The organism is Loktanella sp. D2R18 (assembly GCF_003318235.1).
GTDB lineage: Bacteria > Pseudomonadota > Alphaproteobacteria > Rhodobacterales > Rhodobacteraceae > Yoonia.
In genome coordinates, this window is record NZ_QOCG01000030.1 from 294,368 (window position 1) to 313,791 (window position 19,424).

Sequence of the window (19,424 nt, forward strand, 5' to 3'; positions counted from 1 at the left end):
TTGATCCACCCTACGCTGACCCTGCCAACCCGCGCCCTTTCAGAAGCGCATCCACCCCCGGCAAACGCCCCCGAAACGCAATGTAAAGGTCTGCTGCGTCCACTGATCCGCCCGACGATAGCACGGTTTCTTCCAAACGCTTCGCCGTGTCCGGGTCAAACGGATCACCCGCCTCTTCGAACGCGTTAAACGCATCAGCGTCCATGACTTCGGACCACATGTAGCTATAGTAGCCGCTCGAGTAGCCGTCGCCTGCAAACACATGTGCAAAATGCGGGGTGGCGTGGCGCATGCGGATCGCGTGCGGCATGCCGATTTGTTCCAAAACCTGCGCCTGTTTTTGCATCGGGTCCGCTGGCGCGGGACCATTGTGAAACGCCAGATCTACCAGCGCCGAGGCCACATATTCCACTGTCTGAAACCCCATATCATAGGTCGCAGCGCCTAGCACGCGGTCCAACAAATCCTGCGGCATCGGCACACCCGTATCCGCATGGGTGGCAAACTCTGCAAGCACCTCTGGTACCTCCAGCCAATGCTCATATAGCTGGCTGGGCAGTTCCACAAAATCGCGGGCCACCGATGTGCCACTAATGCTTTCATAGGTCACATCTGAAAGCATTTGATGCAGCGCATGGCCAAATTCATGAAACAAGGTCCGCGCGTCATCATAGGACAACAACGCAGGTTTGCCGTCTTCTGGCTTGGCGAAGTTGCAGACGTTCACAACATGCGGGCGGATATCGCCGCCAATCCGCGTTTGCACCCGCATCGCCGAACACCACGCACCCGATCGTTTTGAGCCGCGCGCGAAATAGTCACCGATGAACACCGCGACATGCGCGCCGTCACGCGTGACCTCCCACATACGGACATCGGGATGATAGGTCGGCCCTTCAAGCGGCGCAAATTCCAACCCGAACAGCCGCGTCGCGCATGAAAATGCGGCTTCAATCATCCGGTCAAGTTGCAGATAGGGCTTAATTTCAGCCTCATCCAAATCATGCAGTTCCTTGCGGCGTTTTTCAGAATAATAGCGCCAGTCCCAAGGCTCCAAAGGCCCCTCAAAACCATCAGCATGCAACATCTGTGTCAGCACTTTGGCGTCAGCTTCAGCAGCGGCTTTGGCCGGTGCCCAAACCTGCATCAAAAGATCGTTCACCGCAGCGGGCGTGCCAGCCATTTCGGTTTCCAGTTTGAAGTTGGCAAAATTATCATAGCCAAGCAGCTTCGCGCGTGTCTCGCGCAGCTTAAGCGTCTCAGCCGCCAGCGCCCGGTTATCGGTCTTGCCGCCGTTGGCGCCACGCGCGCCCCAAGCCTCATAGGCTTTTTCACGCAGATCGCGCCGATCCGAGAACTGCAAAAACGGCACAATCAAGGACCGCGAAAGGGTCACAACGGGACCGCCCGCCTCTTTTTCGACACCTGCGGCATTGGCCGTCGCGATCACAAAATCAGGCAGGCCAGCCAAATCATCGGGCCCCAACAGCAAGAACCAGCTGCGTTCATCTGCCAAGAGGTTTTGCATGAAATCCGTGCCCAAGACAGAAAGCCGCGACTTGGCATCGCGCAGCGCGGCGGCATCTTCGCCAGTCAATTGCGCACCCGCACGCACAAATCCGCGACGGGTCAGCATCAAAACGCGCTGCTGCTCATCCGTTAGCGCAAGCGTCTCGCGTTGATCCCACAAGGTTTCCACCCGTGCGAAAAGCGCGGTATTCTCGGAAACTTCAGAGGCGTATGCGCTCAGCTTTGGTGCAAATTCACGCTGCAATTCTTCGCGCGCGGCATTGCTGTCTGCCCCTGCCAGCGCATAAAACGCACCCAACACGCGACCCAGCAATTCATCAGCCGTTTCCAATGCGGTAATCGTGTTGTCGAAGGTCGGCCTGTCGGTATTTTCCGCACTTGCTGCGATATTGGCGCGCGATTGGCTTAGGGCCACATCAACGGCGGGAGCAAAATCGGCGTCAGAAATTTGGTCAAACGGGGGCAAGCCAAACGGGGTATCCCAATTGCTCAGCAGCGGGTTGGTCATGGTGATCTCCTTTACCGGATAGATATGCTGTGCAGCACATAATTACGAGCGGTGGCGCATACGTTTTTCAAATCGGCGCAGCGCAATCGATAGGCTGATTGTCATCGTCAGATAGACCAGCGCAACAACGTTATAAGTTTCGAAATAGCGGAAATTCCCCGCCGCAGTGACCTTGCCCAATTGTGTCACATCGGTCACGCCCAGCACAGAGACAAGGCTCGAATCCTTGAGCATCGCGACAAAATCATTGCCAAGCGGGGGAAGGATTGTGCGCAAGGCCTGCGGGAATACGATATGCCGGAACCGCTGCCAGCGGTTCATACCAAGTGCCTCTGCGGCCTCAATTTGTCCGATATCAACGGATTGCAGCCCGGCGCGAAAAACCTCGGCCAAGAACGACGCATAGGCCAGTGTCAGCGCAATAATCGCGCGCCAGAGCAGCGAAAAATCACGCGTGCGGATCGGGTCAGCCCCGATGATCTCAGCCACCCAATTCCACGCCATCACCAACCCCGGCGCCAGAACAAAGGCCACGTAAAGTAGCAGCACAATAATCGGCACGCCGCGCATAATTTCGATATAAAACCGTGCAATCTGGCGCAAGATGATTGACCGCGACAAGGCCGCAAGCGCCAGCGCAAGCCCCAGCAAACAGGCCATCGCATAGGCGATCAACGTGACATAGACCGTCACCCAAATCCCTTTACGCAATGTATTCAGCACCTTGGAATAGGTGTCATCCGTAAAGACCTGCCAAAACAAGTAAAGGCCGATCGCGATCACCGCGACCAGCCAGTAAGGAAAGTCCGCTTTGCCCGTATTTTGAGACTGCAACGCGAAAAAACCTGCGCTTATTCGCCAAGCTTATAGTCAAGGAACCAACGCGTATTGAGCGCATCGATTGTTCCGTCAGCCGCCATATCCGCAATTGCTGCGTTGATGGGGCCAACCAGATCAGAGCCTTTGGGAAAGATAAAACCAAAATCCTCGGTCCCTAGCTTTTCACCGATAATCTTCAGCCCACCGTCAGAGGCTTCGACATAGCCGTTCCCAGCGGTGCCATCCGTCAAGACCAAATCCACATCGCCAACGCGCAAGGCTTGCACTGTCGCACCAAAGGTTTCCATCAGCTGAATACGCGGGTTGGCTTCATTGCCGTCCAGCACATCGTAAACACCGACATAAAACGGCGTCGTGCCGGGTTGTGCGGCCATCAAAAGATCATCATCAGCGGCAAAGCCCGCGGCATCGTCGAACCGATCCTCATCACCACGCACCAGCATCACCATTTCAGAGGTCATATAGCTGTCCGAAAAATCAACGATCTCGGCGCGGTCTTCGCGGATGGTGATCCCGGTCATGCCGATATCATATTGCGCGCCGGACACCGCTGGAATCATCGCGTCCCAGCTGATGTTTTCATAGGTGATCGTGGCGTTCAGCCGTGCGGCGATCTCGGCCATCGCGTCATATTCCCAGCCAACCGCATTCCCGTCACCATCAATAAACTGCAGCGGCGGATAGGCATTTTCGGTCACAACCACGATCTCGCGGCCGCCAAGATCAGGCAGATGGCCATCCGCCAACGCCGTAGTTGCACAAATTGTGAAGGCAAGTGTCGCGAGCGTTTTCATTAGTGTCTCCAATCTGTTTGATTTGAAAAGCAGCCTAGGCCCGTCAGTCCGGGACCTGCAAGCCCTTGCCACCGCAAACAGCGCAATCCGCGCGCGGCTTAATCGCAATGATCCGCGTTTGCGCATAAAGCGCATCATAAATCAGCAACCGCCCAGCTAATCCGTCGCCTGCGTCTGTGATTTCTTTGACCGCCTCAACGGCCATCATCGCGCCGATCACGCCGGGCAATGGGCCGATCACGCCAGCTTCGGCGCAACTTGGCACTAATGCAGGGTCGGGCGCGGTTGGGAATATGCATGCGTAGCAAGGCCCGCCCGCCGAAGGGTCATAAAGGCTGATCTGCCCTTCCCACTGCGTCAGTGCCGCCGCAATCAATGGCATACCCAGTGCCACGGCCGTACGGTTAACCAGATAGCGGGTGTCAAAATTATCGGTGCCATCCAAGATCAGATCGTAATCTGCGCACAGGTCGCGCGCCACGTCTTCGGTCAGGCGGCGGTTATAGGGGTTCACCGTGACAAACGGGTTTTGCGCGCGCATAGCCTCGGCGGCGGAATGTGCTTTGGGCATGCCGATGTTACGATCTTGGTGGATCACTTGGCGCTGCAAATTGGCATTTTCAACGAGGTCATCATCGATTACCCCGATTGTCCCGACACCGGCCGCAGCCAAATATTGCAGCGCAGGCGCGCCAAGCCCCCCTGCCCCAACAACCAAAACGCGGGCATCGCGCAACGCCTTTTGCCCCGGTCCGCCGACCTCGCGCAACATGATGTGGCGGGCGTAGCGGTTCAGTTCTGTTTCGGAAAAGCTGTCTGGGGTTTGCGCAACTGTGTCATGCCCCGGCGCACGCGCCTTTAACCGGCCAAGCAAATTCCGATAACCTGCGACCATTACACCAAACACAACAAACAAAGCCCAAAACCGGGCGTCGCCGCCCGTGGCCATGCGCAGCGGATGACCATCGGGCAAAAGGAGATGCACCATAATCACAGCGCTGATCAAAACCACCAGCATCACCCAGCGCACCCGCATCGGGGCACCCATCAGCGTTGTAATCGCCCAAAGCGCCAACGCCATTGAACCAACCATCATCATAGACCGGTTGACCCAAAACCACCGGACCCACGTGTGGTCAGGTCAAGCATTGCGACAGGTCTAAACTTTGACTGCACCACAGGGGCCACAACCATCTGCGCGATGCGCATGCCGTGTTGGATGGTGAAATAGTCTTGGCCCCAGTTGATCAAAATGATCCCAACCGGCCCGCGATAATCACTATCAATCGTGCCGGGGCTGTTGACCAAGCCAATCCCATGTTTCAGCGCAAGACCTGATCGCGGCCTGATTTGCACCTCAAACCCTTGGGGGATTGCCATGCGCAGCCCTGTCGGCACCAAAACGCGGCGTCCCGGCGGCAATTCAATCGCACGCTTATCAGCAAGGTTCGCACGCAGATCAGCCCCCGCAGCGCCGGGGGTTTCATAAGACGGCAGACCAAGACCGACATCGGCCCCTTCATCCCATTGGATTGCAATTTCAGGGGTCACGTGATGGCCTTTGCGATACGGGCGGCAAGTGCGACGGCTGTTGCGTCTTTGGACATGCGCGGCCAATCCTCGGCACCGTCAGCAGTGATCAGGGTCACGTCGTTCTCGGACCCACCCATAATGCCTGTCTCGGGGGAAACGTCATTGGCCAAAATCCAGTCGCAGCCCTTGCGCAGACGTTTGGCAGTCGCGTTGGCAATGACATCATCGGTTTCAGCGGCAAAGCCCACCACCAGTGCAGGACGGCCGGACTTGAGCTGCGACACGGTTGCCAAAATGTCGGGATTTTCCACGAACTCCAACGTTGGTAGTCCGGATTTGTCTTTCTTAATCTTACTGTCGCCCGCATTCGCCACATGCCAATCGGCCACGGCGGCGGCAAAAACGGCGGCATCGGCTGGGGCTGCGGCATTGACGGCGTCCAGCATTTGTTTGGCCGTTTGCACGGCGATCACGTTGACGCCCACAGGCGGGGCGACATCGGCTGGACCTGTCACAAATGTCACGTCTGCGCCCAGCGCAACCAGCGCCTTTGCAATCGCGGTGCCTTGCGCGCCTGACGATCTGTTTGCGATATAACGCACGGGATCAATCGGTTCATGCGTTGGGCCGGAGGTGACAAGGATGTGTTTGCCGTTTAATGGGCCATCCGACAAGGCCGCATCAATCGCCGCAATAATCGCAGGGGTTTCGGCCAAGCGGCCCGGTCCAAATTCACCGCAGGCCATTGCGCCATCGTCCGGGCCGACAACCAAAACACCGTCATCTTTCAGCGTCGTCAAATTGCGCTGCGTCGCAGGGTGATTCCACATACGCACATTCATTGATGGTGCAATCAACACGCGTTTATCGGTGGCGAGCAACAACGTCGATGCCAGATCATTCGCCAATCCGTGCGTCATCTTCGCCATCAGATCCGCCGTGGCCGGGGCGACGACAATCAAATCTGCCGCGCGCGACAGTTCGATATGGCCCATTTCGGCCTCGTCGGTCAGATCGAACAGGTCTTGATACACCTTGCTTGCCGATAGGGCCGAAAGGCTGAGCGGGGTTACAAATTCAGCCCCGGCTTTGGTCAACACCGGGGTCACATGCGCGCCTTGCTCGCGTAATCTGCGCAGTAAATCTAACGCCTTAAAAGCCGCGACACCGCCGCCAACGATGAGCAAGATATGTTTGTCCGCCAGCATGACACGTCTCCGATACCATATATGGTGCGAACTTAGGTTAGTTCAAAGCCATGCACAATGACGCGCCCGCATCGTCATAAACCCGTGCGTACGGATACATAACCGTGCTAGGGCGGTGACGATACGGATCGACAAAGGTGCATAGCGATGTTGCCCAAACTTACACTTGTTCTTGGCGGTGCCGCCTCTGGCAAATCGGCATTTGCCGAAAGCCTTGTGCAGGACGCAGGGCTGCGGCAAATCTATGTCGCGACGGCGCAGGTCTATGATGATGAAATGGCGCAAAAGGTCGTGAAACACCGTGACCAACGTGGGAGCAACTGGACCACCATCGAAGAACCCATTGCGGTCGCGGATGCGCTGAGCACGGCAACCGAAGACGCAATTGTCTTGATCGATTGCGCAACGCTTTGGCTCACTAATCTGATCCTTGGGGATCATGACGTCGCACAGCAAACACGCGCGTTATTGGACGCGATCGATGCTTGCCCGGCGCCGATTGTCATTGTCTCAAACGAAGTCGGCCAAGGAATCGTTCCCGACAATGCCCTGTCACGCCAATTCCGCAATGCCCAAGGACGGCTAAACCAAGATATCGCCGCCAAGGCGGGGCTTGTCGTCGCAGTCATGGCAGGCCTCCCACTTGCGCTCAAAGGGCAATTGCCGTGACCCGGTTTTGGTGGGTGCGCCATGGGCCAACCCACGAGAAGAACTTTGTCGGCTGGCGCGATGTGCCTGCTGACCTATCAGACCACGCCCGCATCGCACGCGTCGCAGATCATCTACCGGCAAGCGCCGTGGTTGTATCTTCGGATTTAATCCGCGCGTCCGCCACCGCTGACGCCATTGCGCGGAACCGCACCCGATTGCCGGACCATCCTGACTTACGCGAATTCAACTTTGGTGCATGGGACGGGATGCATTTTTCCGAGGTCGCAGACCGCGATCCGATCCTCAGCCGCGCATTTTGGGAAACCCCTGGCGATTTATGCGCCCCCGACGGCGAAAGCTGGAACGCAGTCGCTGCGCGCGTGAATGCCGTAGTCGATGATCTAATCGCCAGCCATGCGGACCAAGATATTATCCTGACGGCCCATATGGGCGTGATCATGACGCAAATCCAACGCGCCAGCGGCAGCACCGCCTATCAGGCGATGGGGCATCACATTGATAACCTGTCGATCACGGGCATGTCGTATGGGCCGCAGGGTTGGGCGCTTGGACCGATTAATCACATTGCGTGATGGGGTGCGTCACATATTGTCGTTTTGCGAAATGGCTATGACCGGCTAACGTCGCGCTATGACATATCAACTATACATCGGTGATCGCACCTTTAGCAGTTGGTCGCTTCGCGGCTGGCTCATGCTCGAAAAATTCGGGCTGGATTATAACACCAATATCGTCGGGCTTTATGCTGGTACTTACCGCGAAGAACTGGCGCATCTTGCGCCGGCGCGCACGGTGCCTGCGTTGCAGACCCCAGAAGGCTATGTGCTGACGGATAGCTTGGCGATGGGCGAAACGCTGGTTGAGCGGCACCCAGACGTAAACCTGTACCCGCGCGATGGGGCGGCGCGTGCATTGGCACGCACTATTACCCATGAAATGCATTCCGGGTTTATGGCCCTGCGCGATGCTTGCCCCAATATGATTACGCATGTTTGGAACGGTTTTGAACCATCCGATGCAGTTCTCGCTGACATTGCACGTGTCGAAGAGCTTTGGGCGCTCGCGCGGTCACGGCACGGACAAAATGGACCTTGGCTATTCGGCGAATATTCACTGGCTGATGTATTCTATGCGCCCGTCGCACTCCGGATCACGACCTATGACTTACCTGCGAGCGCTGCCGCACAAGCCTATATTGACGCCCATCTGTCTGATCCCGCGTTTTTGGCATGGCGTGAAGCCTCAAAATCCGAATCCTACGAACCCTGGCCTTACCCGATGGATTTGGGACGCAAACCTTGGCCCGGCGACGAATCTTAACCATTCGTAAACCACGACCACGTAACCGTTAACCAAAAGCGGAGCGTGGTCATGGTCGCACAGGCCTATACAGTAGCATTTGAAGGGATCGATGCCCGGTTGGTCGAGGTGCAATGCGCCGTCAGCCCGGGCATTCCAGCATTTTCAATCGTTGGACTGCCCGACAAAGCCGTGTCAGAGGCCCGTGAACGGGTGCGGGCGGCCCTAACGGCCATGGCAATCGCCCTGCCATCCAAACGGATCACCGTGAACCTATCGCCCGCCGACCTGCCCAAAGAAGGATCGCATTTCGATCTGCCCATCGCTTTGGCATTGCTTGCCGCGCTCGAAATCATCCCGTCGGATCAAGCGGCCCAAACCGTGGCCTTGGGCGAACTATCGCTTGATGGAACACTCGTGCCCGTGGTTGGCGCGTTGCCCGCAGCGATGGCCGCCGCCGAAGACGACCGGACGCTTTTATGCCCGTGCGCCTGCGGACCGGAGGCCGCTTGGGTCGGGGCCGCAAATGTGATCGCGCCGCGTACATTGGCCGATGTGGTCCGGCATTTCACCGGGCAATCGGTGCTTGCACCCTCTGAACCCGGCGAAGTGAACCGCCCCGCAAACATGCGTGACCTGTCAGAGGTCAAAGGCCAAGAGCGCGCCAAACGCGCGCTTGAAATTGCAGCAGCCGGGCGCCACCATCTGATCATGGTAGGGTCGCCCGGATCAGGAAAATCCATGCTCGCCGCGCGCATTCCGGGTATTCTACCGCCGCTTACCCCCGTCGAAGCCCTAGAGACATCGATGATCCATTCGCTTTCAGGCCTGTTGGACGAAGGCGGAATTAACCGCGAATGCCCGTTCCGCGAACCCCATCACACCGCATCCATGGCCGCAATCGTCGGGGGCGGGCGCACGGCCAAACCCGGTGAAATCAGCCTTGCCCATAACGGCGTTTTGTTCATGGATGAATTCCCCGAATTTGCGCGCACCGTACTCGAAACGTTGCGCCAGCCAATTGAAACAGGCGAAGTGGTCGTGGCCCGCGCCAATGCGCATGTGCGTTACCCCTGCCGGTTTATGCTCGTCGCGGCTGCGAACCCCTGCAAATGCGGATACCTGTCTGACCCCGCCCGCGCCTGCACGCGGGTGCCGCTATGTGGCGATGACTATTTGGGGCGGATATCGGGGCCGTTGATGGACCGGTTTGATCTACGGATCGAAGTCCCGCCCGTCGCGTTCACTGACCTCGATTTACCTCAAGATGGCGATAGTTCCGAAACCATCGCCGCACGCGTGGCAGCGGCGCGCGACGTGCAATCAGCGCGGTTTTCGGGGCATAGCAAAATGCGCGTGAACGCTGACGCCGAAGGAAGCGTGCTTGAAGAAATCGCAACCCCGGACGCTGACGGGCGCGATTTGTTGCTCAAAGTCGCAGAACGGTTTGGTCTATCTGCGCGCGGCTACCACCGGGTGCTGCGGGTCGCGCGCACCATCGCCGATTTGGATGGATCAAGCGAGGTACGCAAACCCCATGTGGCCGAGGCGGTCAGTTACCGGCTGTCGCTCTCGAATGAAGCCTGAACAAAGCGCGCAATTTCCGTCAAAGCTGCGCGCGCTTGTGGAATATACCCGACAAACATTTGCCAAACATGCGGGACGTCCTCCCAAATCTTTAGCGTTGCAGCGTCACCCAAAACATCTGCCATAAACACAGCATCATCACGCAAAGCTTCGCCGCTTCCGACCTGAATCAGAACCGGCGGCGCGCGCTCAATCCTTGCAAATAGCGGCGATGCACGCGGATCGTCGCGGTCCGCACCACAAAGATATCGATCGACGACTTCTTCCATTCGGGACACTGGCAGCAACACTTCGGATTTAGCCTGCAAGCTGGGGCAGCTTAGGGTTAAGTCAGTCCAAGGGGACATCGCCAATGCGGCGCACGGTTGGTCACCTTGCGCGACCAAATGCGCAAGCAACGCCAACATCAATCCGCCACCAGCGCTGTCGCCGCCAAGTATGATATCTTTGGGCCGATAGCCTTTGGCGATCAGCGCGTCCCACGCGGCAACCGCATCGTCAAACGCAGCGGGAAACGGGGCATCTTGCAGTAATCTGTAATCAGGGGCGTAAACGCGCACCCCTGTCAGTTTTGATATACGGCCAAGCAGCCCGCGATAGGCTGTTCCGCTTCCAACGAAATAGGCGCCACCGTGAAAATAAAGGATGACGTGTCGGGGTTCCACAGGGCCGACACTGACCCAATGAAGGGTCAAATTACCTAGCGTTTCTGACAGGTGGCAAATAAAAGGCGGCCCTGGAAAAAGACGGGGCCCAATAAGATCAAACGCCCATTTTGCCTGAGACGGCGACTTTGACAGCCGAAGCATGGGCCGCACAAAAATGCGCAACCCAAGATTAAGCAATCTTAAACGCAAATCAGTTGGCCTTTCGCGCCTCAATGGCTTGCCAGATTTTTTCTGCGATATTGACGCCGTCAAAGCGTTCAAGCTCTTGAATGCCCGTGGGCGAGGTCACGTTGATTTCTGTCAGCCAATCACCGATCACATCGATACCGACAAAAACTTGGCCTTTTTCGCGCAGCAACGGGCCAAGTTTGGCGCATATGTCACGGTCACGATCTGTAAGATCAACCTTTTCGGGGCGCCCACCGACATGCATGTTAGACCGCGTTTCGCCTTTTGCAGGCACGCGGTTGATTGCGCCAACGGGTTCGCCATCTACGAGAATGACGCGTTTATCGCCTTTGCTGACGGCAGGCAGGAATTTTTGCATAATCAGCGGTTCGCGGTTAATCCCGCTAAACAATTCGTGCAATGAGGCAAGGTTGCTATCGGCGTGTGCAAGCTTGAACACACCCGCGCCGCCATTGCCATAAAGCGGTTTTAGGATGACATCGCCATGCTCTTCGCGAAACCCGCGCAACGTATCAAGATCACGCGCGATCATCGTGGGTGGCGTCAGATCAGGGAAGCCCAGCACCAGCAGTTTTTCGGGATAATTGCGCACCCAAAACGGGTCGTTAACCACAAGCGTTTTCGGGTGGACCATATCCAAAATATGCGTCGTGGTGATATAGCCCATGTCAAATGGCGGATCTTGGCGTAGCCAAACCACGTCAAAATCAGCCAAATCCACGGTCTGTTCGTCGCCTAAAATCGCGTGATCGCCTTTGACGCGCTGCACCGTGAATGGCCAGCCACGCGCCGTGACACACCCCTGATCATAAGCCAATTTATCCGGGGTATAGTAAAACAGCGTATGGCCGCGTGCTTGTGCCTCTTCGGCGATCCGAAACGTGCTGTCGGCGTCGATGTCGATCGGGCCGATCGGGTCCATTTGGAAAGCAATTTTCAGCGACATGGGGCAACCTCTATGCATCTAGTGTTGCCTGATACATGGCGCAGGCCCCGGCCTAGTGCAATGGGCAGTCATGTTTCCATGAATGCGTTTTCAATCACTTTCACGCAACCAACCGCATCGACCAACGCCAAATCAAAGCGCACATCAGTGAGTTGCCCACGCGGTTCGCCGGCCAAAAATTCAGCAGCGCTGCCACAAATGCGGTCCATTTGTTTGCGGTTTAGCCGGGTCGCCGCGCGCGCGAAACTACGGCTTTTCTTAACTTCGACAAAAACAACCGTGTCGCCGTCACGACAAATCAAATCAATTTCACCGCTTTGGCCGCGCCAGCGTTCACCGGCAACCCGGTGATTGCGCCGCAAATAATCACGCGCGACAATCGTTTCTGCCGCTAGCCCTGCGTGATATCCGGGTTGCCCCGTCATTCATCATCCTTCATGCCAAGCGCGGTCTGATAAACCTGCCTGCGCGGCAGGCCCAACGCACCGGCCACGACCGTCGCCGCGTCTTTCACCCGCATCGTTTGCATCGCTTCGCGCAGCGCGTCTTCGACGTCCAATTCAGCGACATCAGTCGCCCCTGCACGCCCAACCAGCACGACCAATTCGCCTTTCACTGCACGCCCATCAAAGGCATTTGCCAATTCCATCAAGGTTCCGCGTTGCGTTTCTTCAAATTTCTTCGTCAGTTCGCGGCAAACGACCGCTTGCCGGTCCCCTCCCAAAACATCGCGCAAATTGTTTAACATTTCGCCAACGCGTTTGGGACTTTCGTAAAATACCAAGGTAAAAGGCACATCACGCAGTGCCGCAATCTCGGTCTCGCGTTGCTGCTTCGCAGCGGGCAAGAATCCGACAAAGGCGAATCGGTCTGTTGGCAGCCCCGACACTGTGAGTGCGGCCAAAACCGCCGACGCACCCGGCGCAGAGGTCACAAAAAGACCTGCTTCGATTGCGGCAACACCCAATTCGTAACCCGGATCAGCGACCAATGGTGTTCCGGCTTCAGAGACGTAAGCGATTGACTTACCTCCCTGAATATCACGCACCAACCGTGCAACAGCACCGTCGCCGCTATGGTCATGAAAGGCCACCACTTTGCGCCCATTCAACGGCACACCATGAATTTCCATCAGTTTGCGGGCCGTACGCGTGTCTTCGGCAGCAATTAGATCCGCACTGGCAAGGATATCGAGCCCGCGCAGCGTCATATCGCGCGCTGACCCGATAGGCGTGGCAACAAAATATAATCCAGCAGAGAGTGGCTTGTTAATGAAATTCATATCTAGACCCGCGTGTCCCCTGCTTTATGATGGCGATCAAATGGCGTTGCCACCAATTCAGACCAGCGCCCGATCCTGGAGGGATACCGCAAATGTTCGCCCGATACAGTAGTGCACGTCAGATTGTTGCACGTTTTTTCGCTTTTACCGCTTTGCTTTGGCTGGCGGCCTGTGACGTTACCGTCGATCCGAACGCCAATGTTGGCCAAGACATCGACCCGGCTGATCCGGTGCCTGTCGCGCTTTTGGTGCCGCGTGGGTCTGGCACAGGTAGCGACGATTTCCTTGCGCAAAACCTCGAAAATGCCGCGCGTCTTGCAATCGCAGACCTTGAAGGCGCGACAATTGAACTGCGTGTCTATGATACCGCTGGCGATCCAACAACTGCGGCGGCGGCGGCTGTGACGGCTGTCAATGATGGCGCCAAAATCATCCTTGGGCCGCTTTATAGCGAAGCGGCGAATGCGGTTGGCGTGGCCGTCGCGGGGCGCAATGTGAACGTTTTGTCGTTTTCAAACACGACCAGCATCGCAGGCGGTAACGTGTTCGTACTGGGGGCAACCTTTGAAAATACGGCCAACCGCCTAGTACAATATGGCACCCGCACCGGGATCAGCCGCTATCTGGTTGCTTATGGCGATGATGCTGCTGGGCAAATCGGTAGCCAAGCCATTGCGCGGGCCGTCCAAAATAACGGCGGCCAAGTTGTTGGCATGGAAAGCTACCCACTGTCGCAGCAAGGCATCTTTACATCGACCCGGCGCATTGTCTCAAGCGTGCGTAGTTCTGGGGCGCAGGCCGTGTTCACCACCGCTGGTGCAACGGCTGACTTGCCCATTATTGCCACCGCGCTGCCAGACGCAGGTATGAATGACAGTGTCAATTTCATTGGTCTGACACGTTGGGATACCGTACCGCAACTCTATGCCTTGCCCGGCGTCCAAGGCGGGTTGTTCGCAATGCCAGATCAATCCACAGCGACGCTGTTCGCCAACCGCTATTCAGCGACTTACGGCCAAGCACCGCATCCACTCGCAGGTCTAGCCTATGACGGAATCGCAGCGATCGGCGCACTGGTTGCCGCAGGAAATACAGAAGCCTTGACCAAAGCCGCACTCACCAGTCCACAAGGCTTCAGTGGCACATCAGGCGTCTTCCGTCTCTTGCCAAACGGGCTTAACCAACGCGCATTGGCCATCGCAACCATTCAAGAAAATCAGGTAGTCGTCCTTGAACAAGCCCCACGCAGTTTTGGCAACGCCGGTCTCTGACCACGCGGCCAAGCCCCATCAAAGCACGCCGGATAGTTTGATCTGTCCGGCGTCTGCTATTTTTGACCATGCCCAAGTCAGCGCAGCGCTGACCGAGGCAAACAACAATGCGCAGTCCGAAAAAGACGTGCGCGCTGCAACTGTAGGCATTCTATCTGCGGCACGCGATAAGGGCCGCGCGGCGATTGCCGAAGCGTTTCATGCGCAGCCCTTTGCGTCGCGCGCAACGACGCAGGCCTATAGCTGGCTCACTGATCAAATTGTGAAGCTCGTGCTTGAAGTGTCACTAGAACGGTTGCACCCGCTACCCAACCCGACCCAAGGCGAAAAACTATCGCTGATCGCGGTTGGCGGATACGGGCGCGGCGAAATGGCCCCTGAATCTGACGTCGATTTGCTGTTTCTAACGCCCTACAAAATGACCCCTTGGGCCGAAAGCGTGATCGAATCCATGCTTTATATGCTGTGGGACCTGAAGCTAAAGGTGGGGCATGCCAGCCGCACGGTCAAAGATTGCGTGCGTTTGGCCCGCGAAGATTACACAATCCGCACTTCACTAGTTGAATACCGCTATATCGCGGGCGATTCCCCACTGGCGGAACACTTGGGTGAACAGCTTTGGGAAGACCTGTTTAAGAACACGGCCGGCGAATTTATCGAGGCCAAGCTTGAGGAACGCGCGGAGCGCCATCGCAAGCAAGGTGGACAGCGCTATGTTGTTGAACCAAACGTCAAAGAAGGCAAAGGCGGGTTGCGCGACCTGCAATCTTTGTACTGGATCAGTAAGTACATCTACGACGTCAAAAAAGCGTCCGACCTAGTAGACCTCGGCGTTTTCACGGCCGAAGAGTTTGAAACATTTGTCACCGCCGCTGACTTTTTGTGGGCCGTGCGCTGCCACATGCACCTGATCACCAAACGTGCCACAGATCAGCTGACATTTGATCTTCAGGTCGAGGTCGCAAGTGCAATGGGCTACACCGATCATGGTGGACGCCGCGCGGTTGAACATTTCATGCAGGCCTATTTCCGGCAGGCAAACCGTGTTGGTGAATTGACCCGCATCTTCCTCACCGCGCTCGAGGCAACGCATACCAAGCCGGAACCTATGCTGCTTCGCCTTTTCGGACGCCGTAAAAAAGCCAAAGCCCCTTATGCGATCAAGCAAAACCGCCTGACCATCGCAGATGAAGACGCGTTTTTTACTGATAAAGTAAACATGCTGCGCATCTTTGAAGAGGCATTGCGCACGGGCACCTTGCTTCATCCCGATGCGATGCGATTGATTGCGGCGAATCTTGCACAGATCGACGATGATCTGCGCCAAAACCGTGAAGCGCGCCGCATTTTTCTTGATCTTCTTCTCAAGCACGGGAACCCTGAACGCGCCCTGCGCCGGATGAACGAGCTTGGCGTACTTGACGCCTTCATTCCAGAATTTGCACCCATCGTCGCGATGATGCAGTTCAATATGTATCACCATTACACCGTCGATGAACACACGATCCAATGTATCAGCAATCTCGCCCAGATTGAGCGCAAAGAGCTGATCGAAGAACTCCCGGTTGCGTCGGGGATATTGGAACGGGGCGTAAATCGTAAGGTATTGTACATCGCGTTATTGCTACACGACATTGGTAAGGGCCAAGATGAGGATCATTCAATTTTGGGCGCACAGATTGCCCGAAAAGTCGCGCCGCGGCTGGGTCTTAGTAAAAAAGATTGCGCCACCGTTGAATGGCTGATTCGGTATCATCTGCTGATGTCAGATGTTGCACAAAAACGCGATATTTCTGAACCGCGTACAGTGCGTGGATTCGCAAAGGCCGTGAAGTCTGTGGAACGGCTCGATCTTCTGACGGTGCTCACTGTCTGTGATATCCGTGGGGTTGGACCGGGCACTTGGAACAACTGGAAGGCCGTTCTGCTCCGCAACCTTTATAAGGCCACAAAAAACGCGCTGCAAAACGGGCTTGAAGATCTTAACCGCGACACCCGCGAGGCAGAAGCAAAACGCGCCCTCCGCGCGGCACTAACGGGATGGTCAGCCAAAGACATCAAGACTGAAATCGCGCGCCACTACGGCCCCTATTGGCAAGGCATGCCCCTGGCCAGCCATGTCACGTTCGCCAGTTTACTGCGCGGTATTTCTGACGATGAAATGCGGCTTGATCTAATGCTTGACGAAGACCGCGACGCCACGCGCACCTGTTTTGCGATGGTGGATCATCCGGGGCTATTCAGCAGGATGACTGGGGCACTGGCATTGGTTGGCGCAAATGTCGTCGATGCAAGCAGCTACACATCGAAAGACGGTTACGTCACGGCCGTGTTTTGGGTCCAAGACAACGACGGCAATCCGTATGAAGAATCGCGCCTGCCCCGGCTTCAGCAAATGATTTCTAAGACACTAAGTGGCGATGTCGTTGCGCGCGATGCGCTGGTCAGCAAAGATAAAATCAAGAAACGCGAACGTGCCTTTAAGGTCCCGACCAATATCACCTTCGACAATGATGGGTCCGAGATTTACACCATCATCGAAGTTGAATCGCGTGACCGCCCCGGCCTGCTTTATGACCTGACCCGGACCTTGGCCAATAGCTATGTCTATATCGCCAGCGCCGTGATCGCGACCTACGGCGAACAGGTTGTTGATACGTTCTATGTCAAAGACATGGTTGGGTTAAAGTTCTACTCTGACACAAAACGCGCAACCTTAGAACGCAAGCTGCGCGAAGCCATCGAACAAGGCGCAGAGCGGGCGCATAAATGAAGCCTATTCGCCTCATGTCCGGCTTTTTCACCGTCGGCATATGGACGCTGGCCAGCCGGCTGTTAGGCTTTGTGCGCGACATCATGATCGCAGCCTTTCTTGGGACCGGCCCTGTGGCCGAGGCATTTTTGGTCGCGTTTTCATTGCCCAATCTTTTTCGCCGCTTTTTCGCCGAAGGCGCGTTCAACATGGCTTTTGTGCCGATGTTTTCCAAAAAGCTAGAAGGCGATGGCGGCCCGCATCAGTTCGCCCAGGATGCCTTTGTCGGCATGACAGTCATGCTCACTGGTTTCACGATCCTTGGCATTATCTTCATGCCTTTGTTGGTCACCGCGATGGCCAGCGGATTTATTGGGGATGCCCGGTTTGATCTGGCAGTGGCCTACGGGCGCTTTACGTTTCCCTATATCCTATTCATCTCATTGGCCGCGCTTTTGTCGGGCGTTTTAAACGCAACTGGCCGCTTTATGGCTGCCGCTGCAGCCCCTGTCTTGCTGAATGTGATCTTTTTGATCGCCATCATCGGGACGGCCTTGTTGGGCTCTAGCACGCAAGAGGTGCAAAGCCTCGCAGTAGGCAATGCGCTTGCCATGGCAGTGCCTATAGCTGGCATTGCACAGATGGCATTGGTCTGGTGGGCGGCAGCGCGCGCGGGATTCCCACTGCGGCTGCGACGCCCAAAGATGACGCCTGAACTGAAACGCCTTGCGATCATCGCCGCCCCTGCCGCACTTGCGGGTGGGGTCGTGCAAATCAATCTGTTGGTTGGCCGTCAAGTCGCTAGTTTTTTTGACGGCGCAGTGGCTTGGCTGAACTATGCGGATCGGCTGTATCAACTGCCGCTTGGTGTTGTGGGTATCGCGATTGGTGTTGTCTTACTGCCTGATCTGTCCCGGCGTTTGCGTGCGGGCGACACTGAAGGGGGCCAAAATGCGTTTAACCGGGCCTGCGAAATCAGCCTCGCGCTAACGATCCCTGCTGCAATTGCGCTGATGGTGATCCCATATCAGCTTGTCAGCGTCCTATTTGAACGCGGCGCGTTTGACACAACTGATACCGCCGCGACCGCCATTGCCGTCGCAATCTACGGGTTGGGGCTGCCCGCGTTCGTGATGCAAAAGACGCTCAATCCGCTATTTTTCGCCCGCGAAGATACCAAGCGGCCATTCTACTACGCGCTGGTTGCACTTGTGTTGAATGCGGCGCTCGCGATTGGGCTGGCCCCTTACATCGGCTATATCGCTGCCGCCATTGGGACCACGTTGACCGGTTGGGCGACGGTGCTGCTTTTGTGGAACGGCGCGCGCGATATGGATGGGGCAGCGCGGTTTGACGCGCGGTTCAAACGGCGGCTACCGCGCATTTTGATTGCGTCATTCGGTATGGGGGCCATTCTTTGGGCAATCGCCGCGCTACTATCCCCATATTTCGCAATCGCGACCCTACGCTACGGCGCGCTTTTGGCCTTAGTTATCAGCGGGATCATCAGCTACTTTGGAATTGGGCATGTGGTTGGCGCGTTCAAGCTTGCTGAGTTTAAACGCAGCTTGCGCCGCTAGGATCGCTGCCGCATCCGGCGCAAAAATGCGGCCCACCCACCGGGCGCAAGCAAAAGCGACAGGGCAAAGCCAACGACAAACGCAGTTAATTCCGCGACCCAGCCATAGCCGGTGTCAAAAATCAGCCCGAATACCAGCTGCAAGCCAAGCAATACGGCAATCAGGCGAAACGCCTTTAGCTGGTTTTCCCCCATCGCTTTAAGGTTCAGCCAAAGCGCATAAGTATAAGCCCCGATCAGCCCGTAAACAGGGGGAAAGCCCCCAATCAACCGGTAATTATTGGGGGCGATCAATCCAAACGCGACGGCCCCCACAATAGCGGTGACACCATAAAGCAGGAGGATTTTAGCCCCGCCGTAAAACTCTGCCGTGAACTTACCCAAGGCCAATGTCAGCGCCGCGCAAAACGCCACCTGCGTGAGACCCGTGTTGATAAACGGATAGGTTACAAACCTCGCAAGCAAAGAGGCAGAATAATCATTGTTGATCATCACGCGGTCTAAGACAGCGCTCGAAAACCCGTATGTTTGGATCGCGTCCAAACGCCAGCCGACACCACGTTGCCCGCCGACGATCCCCGCATCAGCTAGCTGCAAAACAGCCTCAACCCCAATAATGGCCAATGCCAGCGCGATGATAATGGGCGGGATCGCATTGATTGGGCTTTCGGGTTTCATCATATGGCCTTGAGATGTTGAAGTTGACGGGTCTGTCTGGCATGGGTATGCGACCCCTGCCCTGAAATCCAGCCCGGACATTTGCACA

Annotated in this window: 18 protein-coding genes; 7 read left to right on the top strand and 11 right to left on the bottom strand. The window is 56.5% G+C overall.

Annotated features, from left to right (window positions below):
- Positions 1-10: 10 nt before the first annotated feature.
- The 6 genes from DS901_RS14955 to coaBC are packed head-to-tail and all read right to left on the bottom strand — an operon-like array spanning position 11 to position 6,413.
- Positions 11-2,038: a M3 family metallopeptidase gene (locus DS901_RS14955; RefSeq protein ID WP_113777717.1), complete on the bottom strand. Its 2,028-nt coding sequence runs from the start codon at positions 2,036-2,038 to the stop codon at positions 11-13.
- 42 nt (positions 2,039-2,080) lie between these two features.
- On the bottom strand, positions 2,081-2,872 hold the full coding sequence (locus DS901_RS14960) for an amino acid ABC transporter permease (protein ID WP_181820888.1): 792 nt from the start codon (positions 2,870-2,872) through the stop codon (positions 2,081-2,083).
- Positions 2,873-2,889: 17 nt separating this feature from the next.
- Positions 2,890-3,672 (bottom strand): transporter substrate-binding domain-containing protein, encoded by a 783-nt coding sequence (locus DS901_RS14965; RefSeq protein ID WP_113777719.1) that lies wholly within the window; start codon positions 3,670-3,672, stop codon positions 2,890-2,892.
- Between the two features lie 43 nt (positions 3,673-3,715).
- Positions 3,716-4,771 (bottom strand): HesA/MoeB/ThiF family protein, encoded by a 1,056-nt coding sequence (locus tag DS901_RS14970; protein ID WP_113777720.1) that lies wholly within the window; start codon positions 4,769-4,771, stop codon positions 3,716-3,718.
- Positions 4,768-5,223 carry a dUTP diphosphatase gene (gene dut, locus DS901_RS14975; protein ID WP_113777721.1) on the bottom strand — a complete coding sequence of 152 codons (456 nt, stop codon included), beginning with the start codon at positions 5,221-5,223 and terminating at the stop codon, positions 4,768-4,770. The genes DS901_RS14970 and dut overlap by 4 nt, the downstream gene beginning before the upstream one ends.
- Positions 5,220-6,413, bottom strand: a complete 1,194-nt coding sequence (coaBC, locus tag DS901_RS14980) for a bifunctional phosphopantothenoylcysteine decarboxylase/phosphopantothenate--cysteine ligase CoaBC (protein WP_113777722.1) — start codon at positions 6,411-6,413, stop codon at positions 5,220-5,222. Before coaBC ends, dut begins: the two co-directional genes overlap by 4 nt.
- Positions 6,414-6,560: 147 nt before the next feature.
- Between coaBC and cobU the strand changes: the two genes are divergently transcribed.
- Genes cobU through DS901_RS15000 form a run of 4 tightly spaced genes read left to right on the top strand, consistent with a single transcriptional unit; the run spans position 6,561 to position 9,971 of the window.
- Positions 6,561-7,082 (top strand): bifunctional adenosylcobinamide kinase/adenosylcobinamide-phosphate guanylyltransferase, encoded by a 522-nt coding sequence (gene cobU / locus DS901_RS14985; RefSeq protein ID WP_113777723.1) that lies wholly within the window; start codon positions 6,561-6,563, stop codon positions 7,080-7,082.
- Positions 7,079-7,657, top strand: coding sequence for a histidine phosphatase family protein (locus DS901_RS14990; RefSeq protein ID WP_113777724.1), 579 nt, complete (start codon positions 7,079-7,081; stop codon positions 7,655-7,657). The genes cobU and DS901_RS14990 overlap by 4 nt, the downstream gene beginning before the upstream one ends.
- Before the next feature lie 58 nt (positions 7,658-7,715).
- Positions 7,716-8,405 carry a glutathione S-transferase gene (locus DS901_RS14995; RefSeq protein WP_113777725.1) on the top strand — a complete coding sequence of 230 codons (690 nt, stop codon included), beginning with the start codon at positions 7,716-7,718 and terminating at the stop codon, positions 8,403-8,405.
- Positions 8,406-8,456: 51 nt separating this feature from the next.
- Positions 8,457-9,971, top strand: a complete 1,515-nt coding sequence (locus tag DS901_RS15000; protein WP_113777726.1) for a YifB family Mg chelatase-like AAA ATPase — start codon at positions 8,457-8,459, stop codon at positions 9,969-9,971.
- Here the strand turns inward: DS901_RS15000 and DS901_RS15005 are convergent.
- The 4 genes from DS901_RS15005 to rsmI all read right to left on the bottom strand — a co-directional run bounded on the left by DS901_RS15005 (position 9,941) and on the right by rsmI (position 13,056).
- On the bottom strand, positions 9,941-10,666 hold the full coding sequence (locus DS901_RS15005; protein WP_258546750.1) for an alpha/beta hydrolase: 726 nt from the start codon (positions 10,664-10,666) through the stop codon (positions 9,941-9,943). The genes DS901_RS15000 and DS901_RS15005 overlap by 31 nt on opposite strands.
- A gap of 163 nt (positions 10,667-10,829) precedes the next feature.
- On the bottom strand, positions 10,830-11,774 hold the full coding sequence (gshB, locus tag DS901_RS15010; RefSeq protein ID WP_113777727.1) for a glutathione synthase: 945 nt from the start codon (positions 11,772-11,774) through the stop codon (positions 10,830-10,832).
- A gap of 68 nt (positions 11,775-11,842) precedes the next feature.
- The gene (locus DS901_RS15015) at positions 11,843-12,199 is read right to left on the bottom strand and encodes a YraN family protein (protein WP_113777728.1); all 357 of its coding nucleotides are present in this window, start codon (positions 12,197-12,199) and stop codon (positions 11,843-11,845) included.
- Positions 12,196-13,056, bottom strand: a complete 861-nt coding sequence (rsmI, locus tag DS901_RS15020) for a 16S rRNA (cytidine(1402)-2'-O)-methyltransferase (RefSeq protein ID WP_113777729.1) — start codon at positions 13,054-13,056, stop codon at positions 12,196-12,198. The genes DS901_RS15015 and rsmI overlap by 4 nt, the downstream gene beginning before the upstream one ends.
- A 92-nt stretch (positions 13,057-13,148) precedes the next feature.
- On the opposite strand from rsmI, the gene DS901_RS15025 reads away from it, so the two are divergent.
- From DS901_RS15025 to murJ, 3 genes are read left to right on the top strand one after another with little or no spacing between them, the layout of a single operon-like run.
- Positions 13,149-14,327 carry a penicillin-binding protein activator gene (locus DS901_RS15025; RefSeq protein WP_113777730.1) on the top strand — a complete coding sequence of 393 codons (1,179 nt, stop codon included), beginning with the start codon at positions 13,149-13,151 and terminating at the stop codon, positions 14,325-14,327.
- On the top strand, positions 14,308-17,100 hold the full coding sequence (locus tag DS901_RS15030; protein ID WP_113777731.1) for a [protein-PII] uridylyltransferase: 2,793 nt from the start codon (positions 14,308-14,310) through the stop codon (positions 17,098-17,100). The genes DS901_RS15025 and DS901_RS15030 overlap by 20 nt, the downstream gene beginning before the upstream one ends.
- Positions 17,097-18,659, top strand: a complete 1,563-nt coding sequence (gene murJ, locus DS901_RS15035) for a murein biosynthesis integral membrane protein MurJ (RefSeq protein ID WP_113777732.1) — start codon at positions 17,097-17,099, stop codon at positions 18,657-18,659. The genes DS901_RS15030 and murJ overlap by 4 nt, the downstream gene beginning before the upstream one ends.
- Here murJ and DS901_RS15040 read toward each other — a convergent pair.
- Positions 18,656-19,339 carry a rhomboid family intramembrane serine protease gene (locus DS901_RS15040; protein ID WP_258546751.1) on the bottom strand — a complete coding sequence of 228 codons (684 nt, stop codon included), beginning with the start codon at positions 19,337-19,339 and terminating at the stop codon, positions 18,656-18,658. The two genes, murJ and DS901_RS15040, sit on opposite strands and share 4 nt — an antisense overlap.
- Between the last annotated feature and the right edge of the window lie 85 nt (positions 19,340-19,424).

Bases quoted from the DNA above. Each gene is read 5' to 3' on its own strand.
- DS901_RS14955 (WP_113777717.1), bottom strand. From the start codon at position 2,038: ATGACCAACCCGCTGCTGAGCAATTGGGATACCCCGTTTGGCTTGCCC.
- DS901_RS14965 (WP_113777719.1), bottom strand. From the start codon at position 3,672: ATGAAAACGCTCGCGACACTTGCCTTCACAATTTGTGCAACTACGGCG.
- DS901_RS14970 (WP_113777720.1), bottom strand. From the start codon at position 4,771: ATGATGATGGTTGGTTCAATGGCGTTGGCGCTTTGGGCGATTACAACG.
- coaBC (WP_113777722.1), bottom strand. From the start codon at position 6,413: ATGCTGGCGGACAAACATATCTTGCTCATCGTTGGCGGCGGTGTCGCG.
- cobU (WP_113777723.1), top strand. From the start codon at position 6,561: ATGTTGCCCAAACTTACACTTGTTCTTGGCGGTGCCGCCTCTGGCAAA.
- DS901_RS14995 (WP_113777725.1), top strand. From the start codon at position 7,716: ATGACATATCAACTATACATCGGTGATCGCACCTTTAGCAGTTGGTCG.
- DS901_RS15000 (WP_113777726.1), top strand. From the start codon at position 8,457: ATGGTCGCACAGGCCTATACAGTAGCATTTGAAGGGATCGATGCCCGG.
- gshB (WP_113777727.1), bottom strand. From the start codon at position 11,774: ATGTCGCTGAAAATTGCTTTCCAAATGGACCCGATCGGCCCGATCGAC.
- DS901_RS15015 (WP_113777728.1), bottom strand. From the start codon at position 12,199: ATGACGGGGCAACCCGGATATCACGCAGGGCTAGCGGCAGAAACGATT.
- rsmI (WP_113777729.1), bottom strand. From the start codon at position 13,056: ATGAATTTCATTAACAAGCCACTCTCTGCTGGATTATATTTTGTTGCC.
- DS901_RS15025 (WP_113777730.1), top strand. From the start codon at position 13,149: ATGTTCGCCCGATACAGTAGTGCACGTCAGATTGTTGCACGTTTTTTC.
- murJ (WP_113777732.1), top strand. From the start codon at position 17,097: ATGAAGCCTATTCGCCTCATGTCCGGCTTTTTCACCGTCGGCATATGG.
- DS901_RS15040 (WP_258546751.1), bottom strand. From the start codon at position 19,339: ATGATGAAACCCGAAAGCCCAATCAATGCGATCCCGCCCATTATCATC.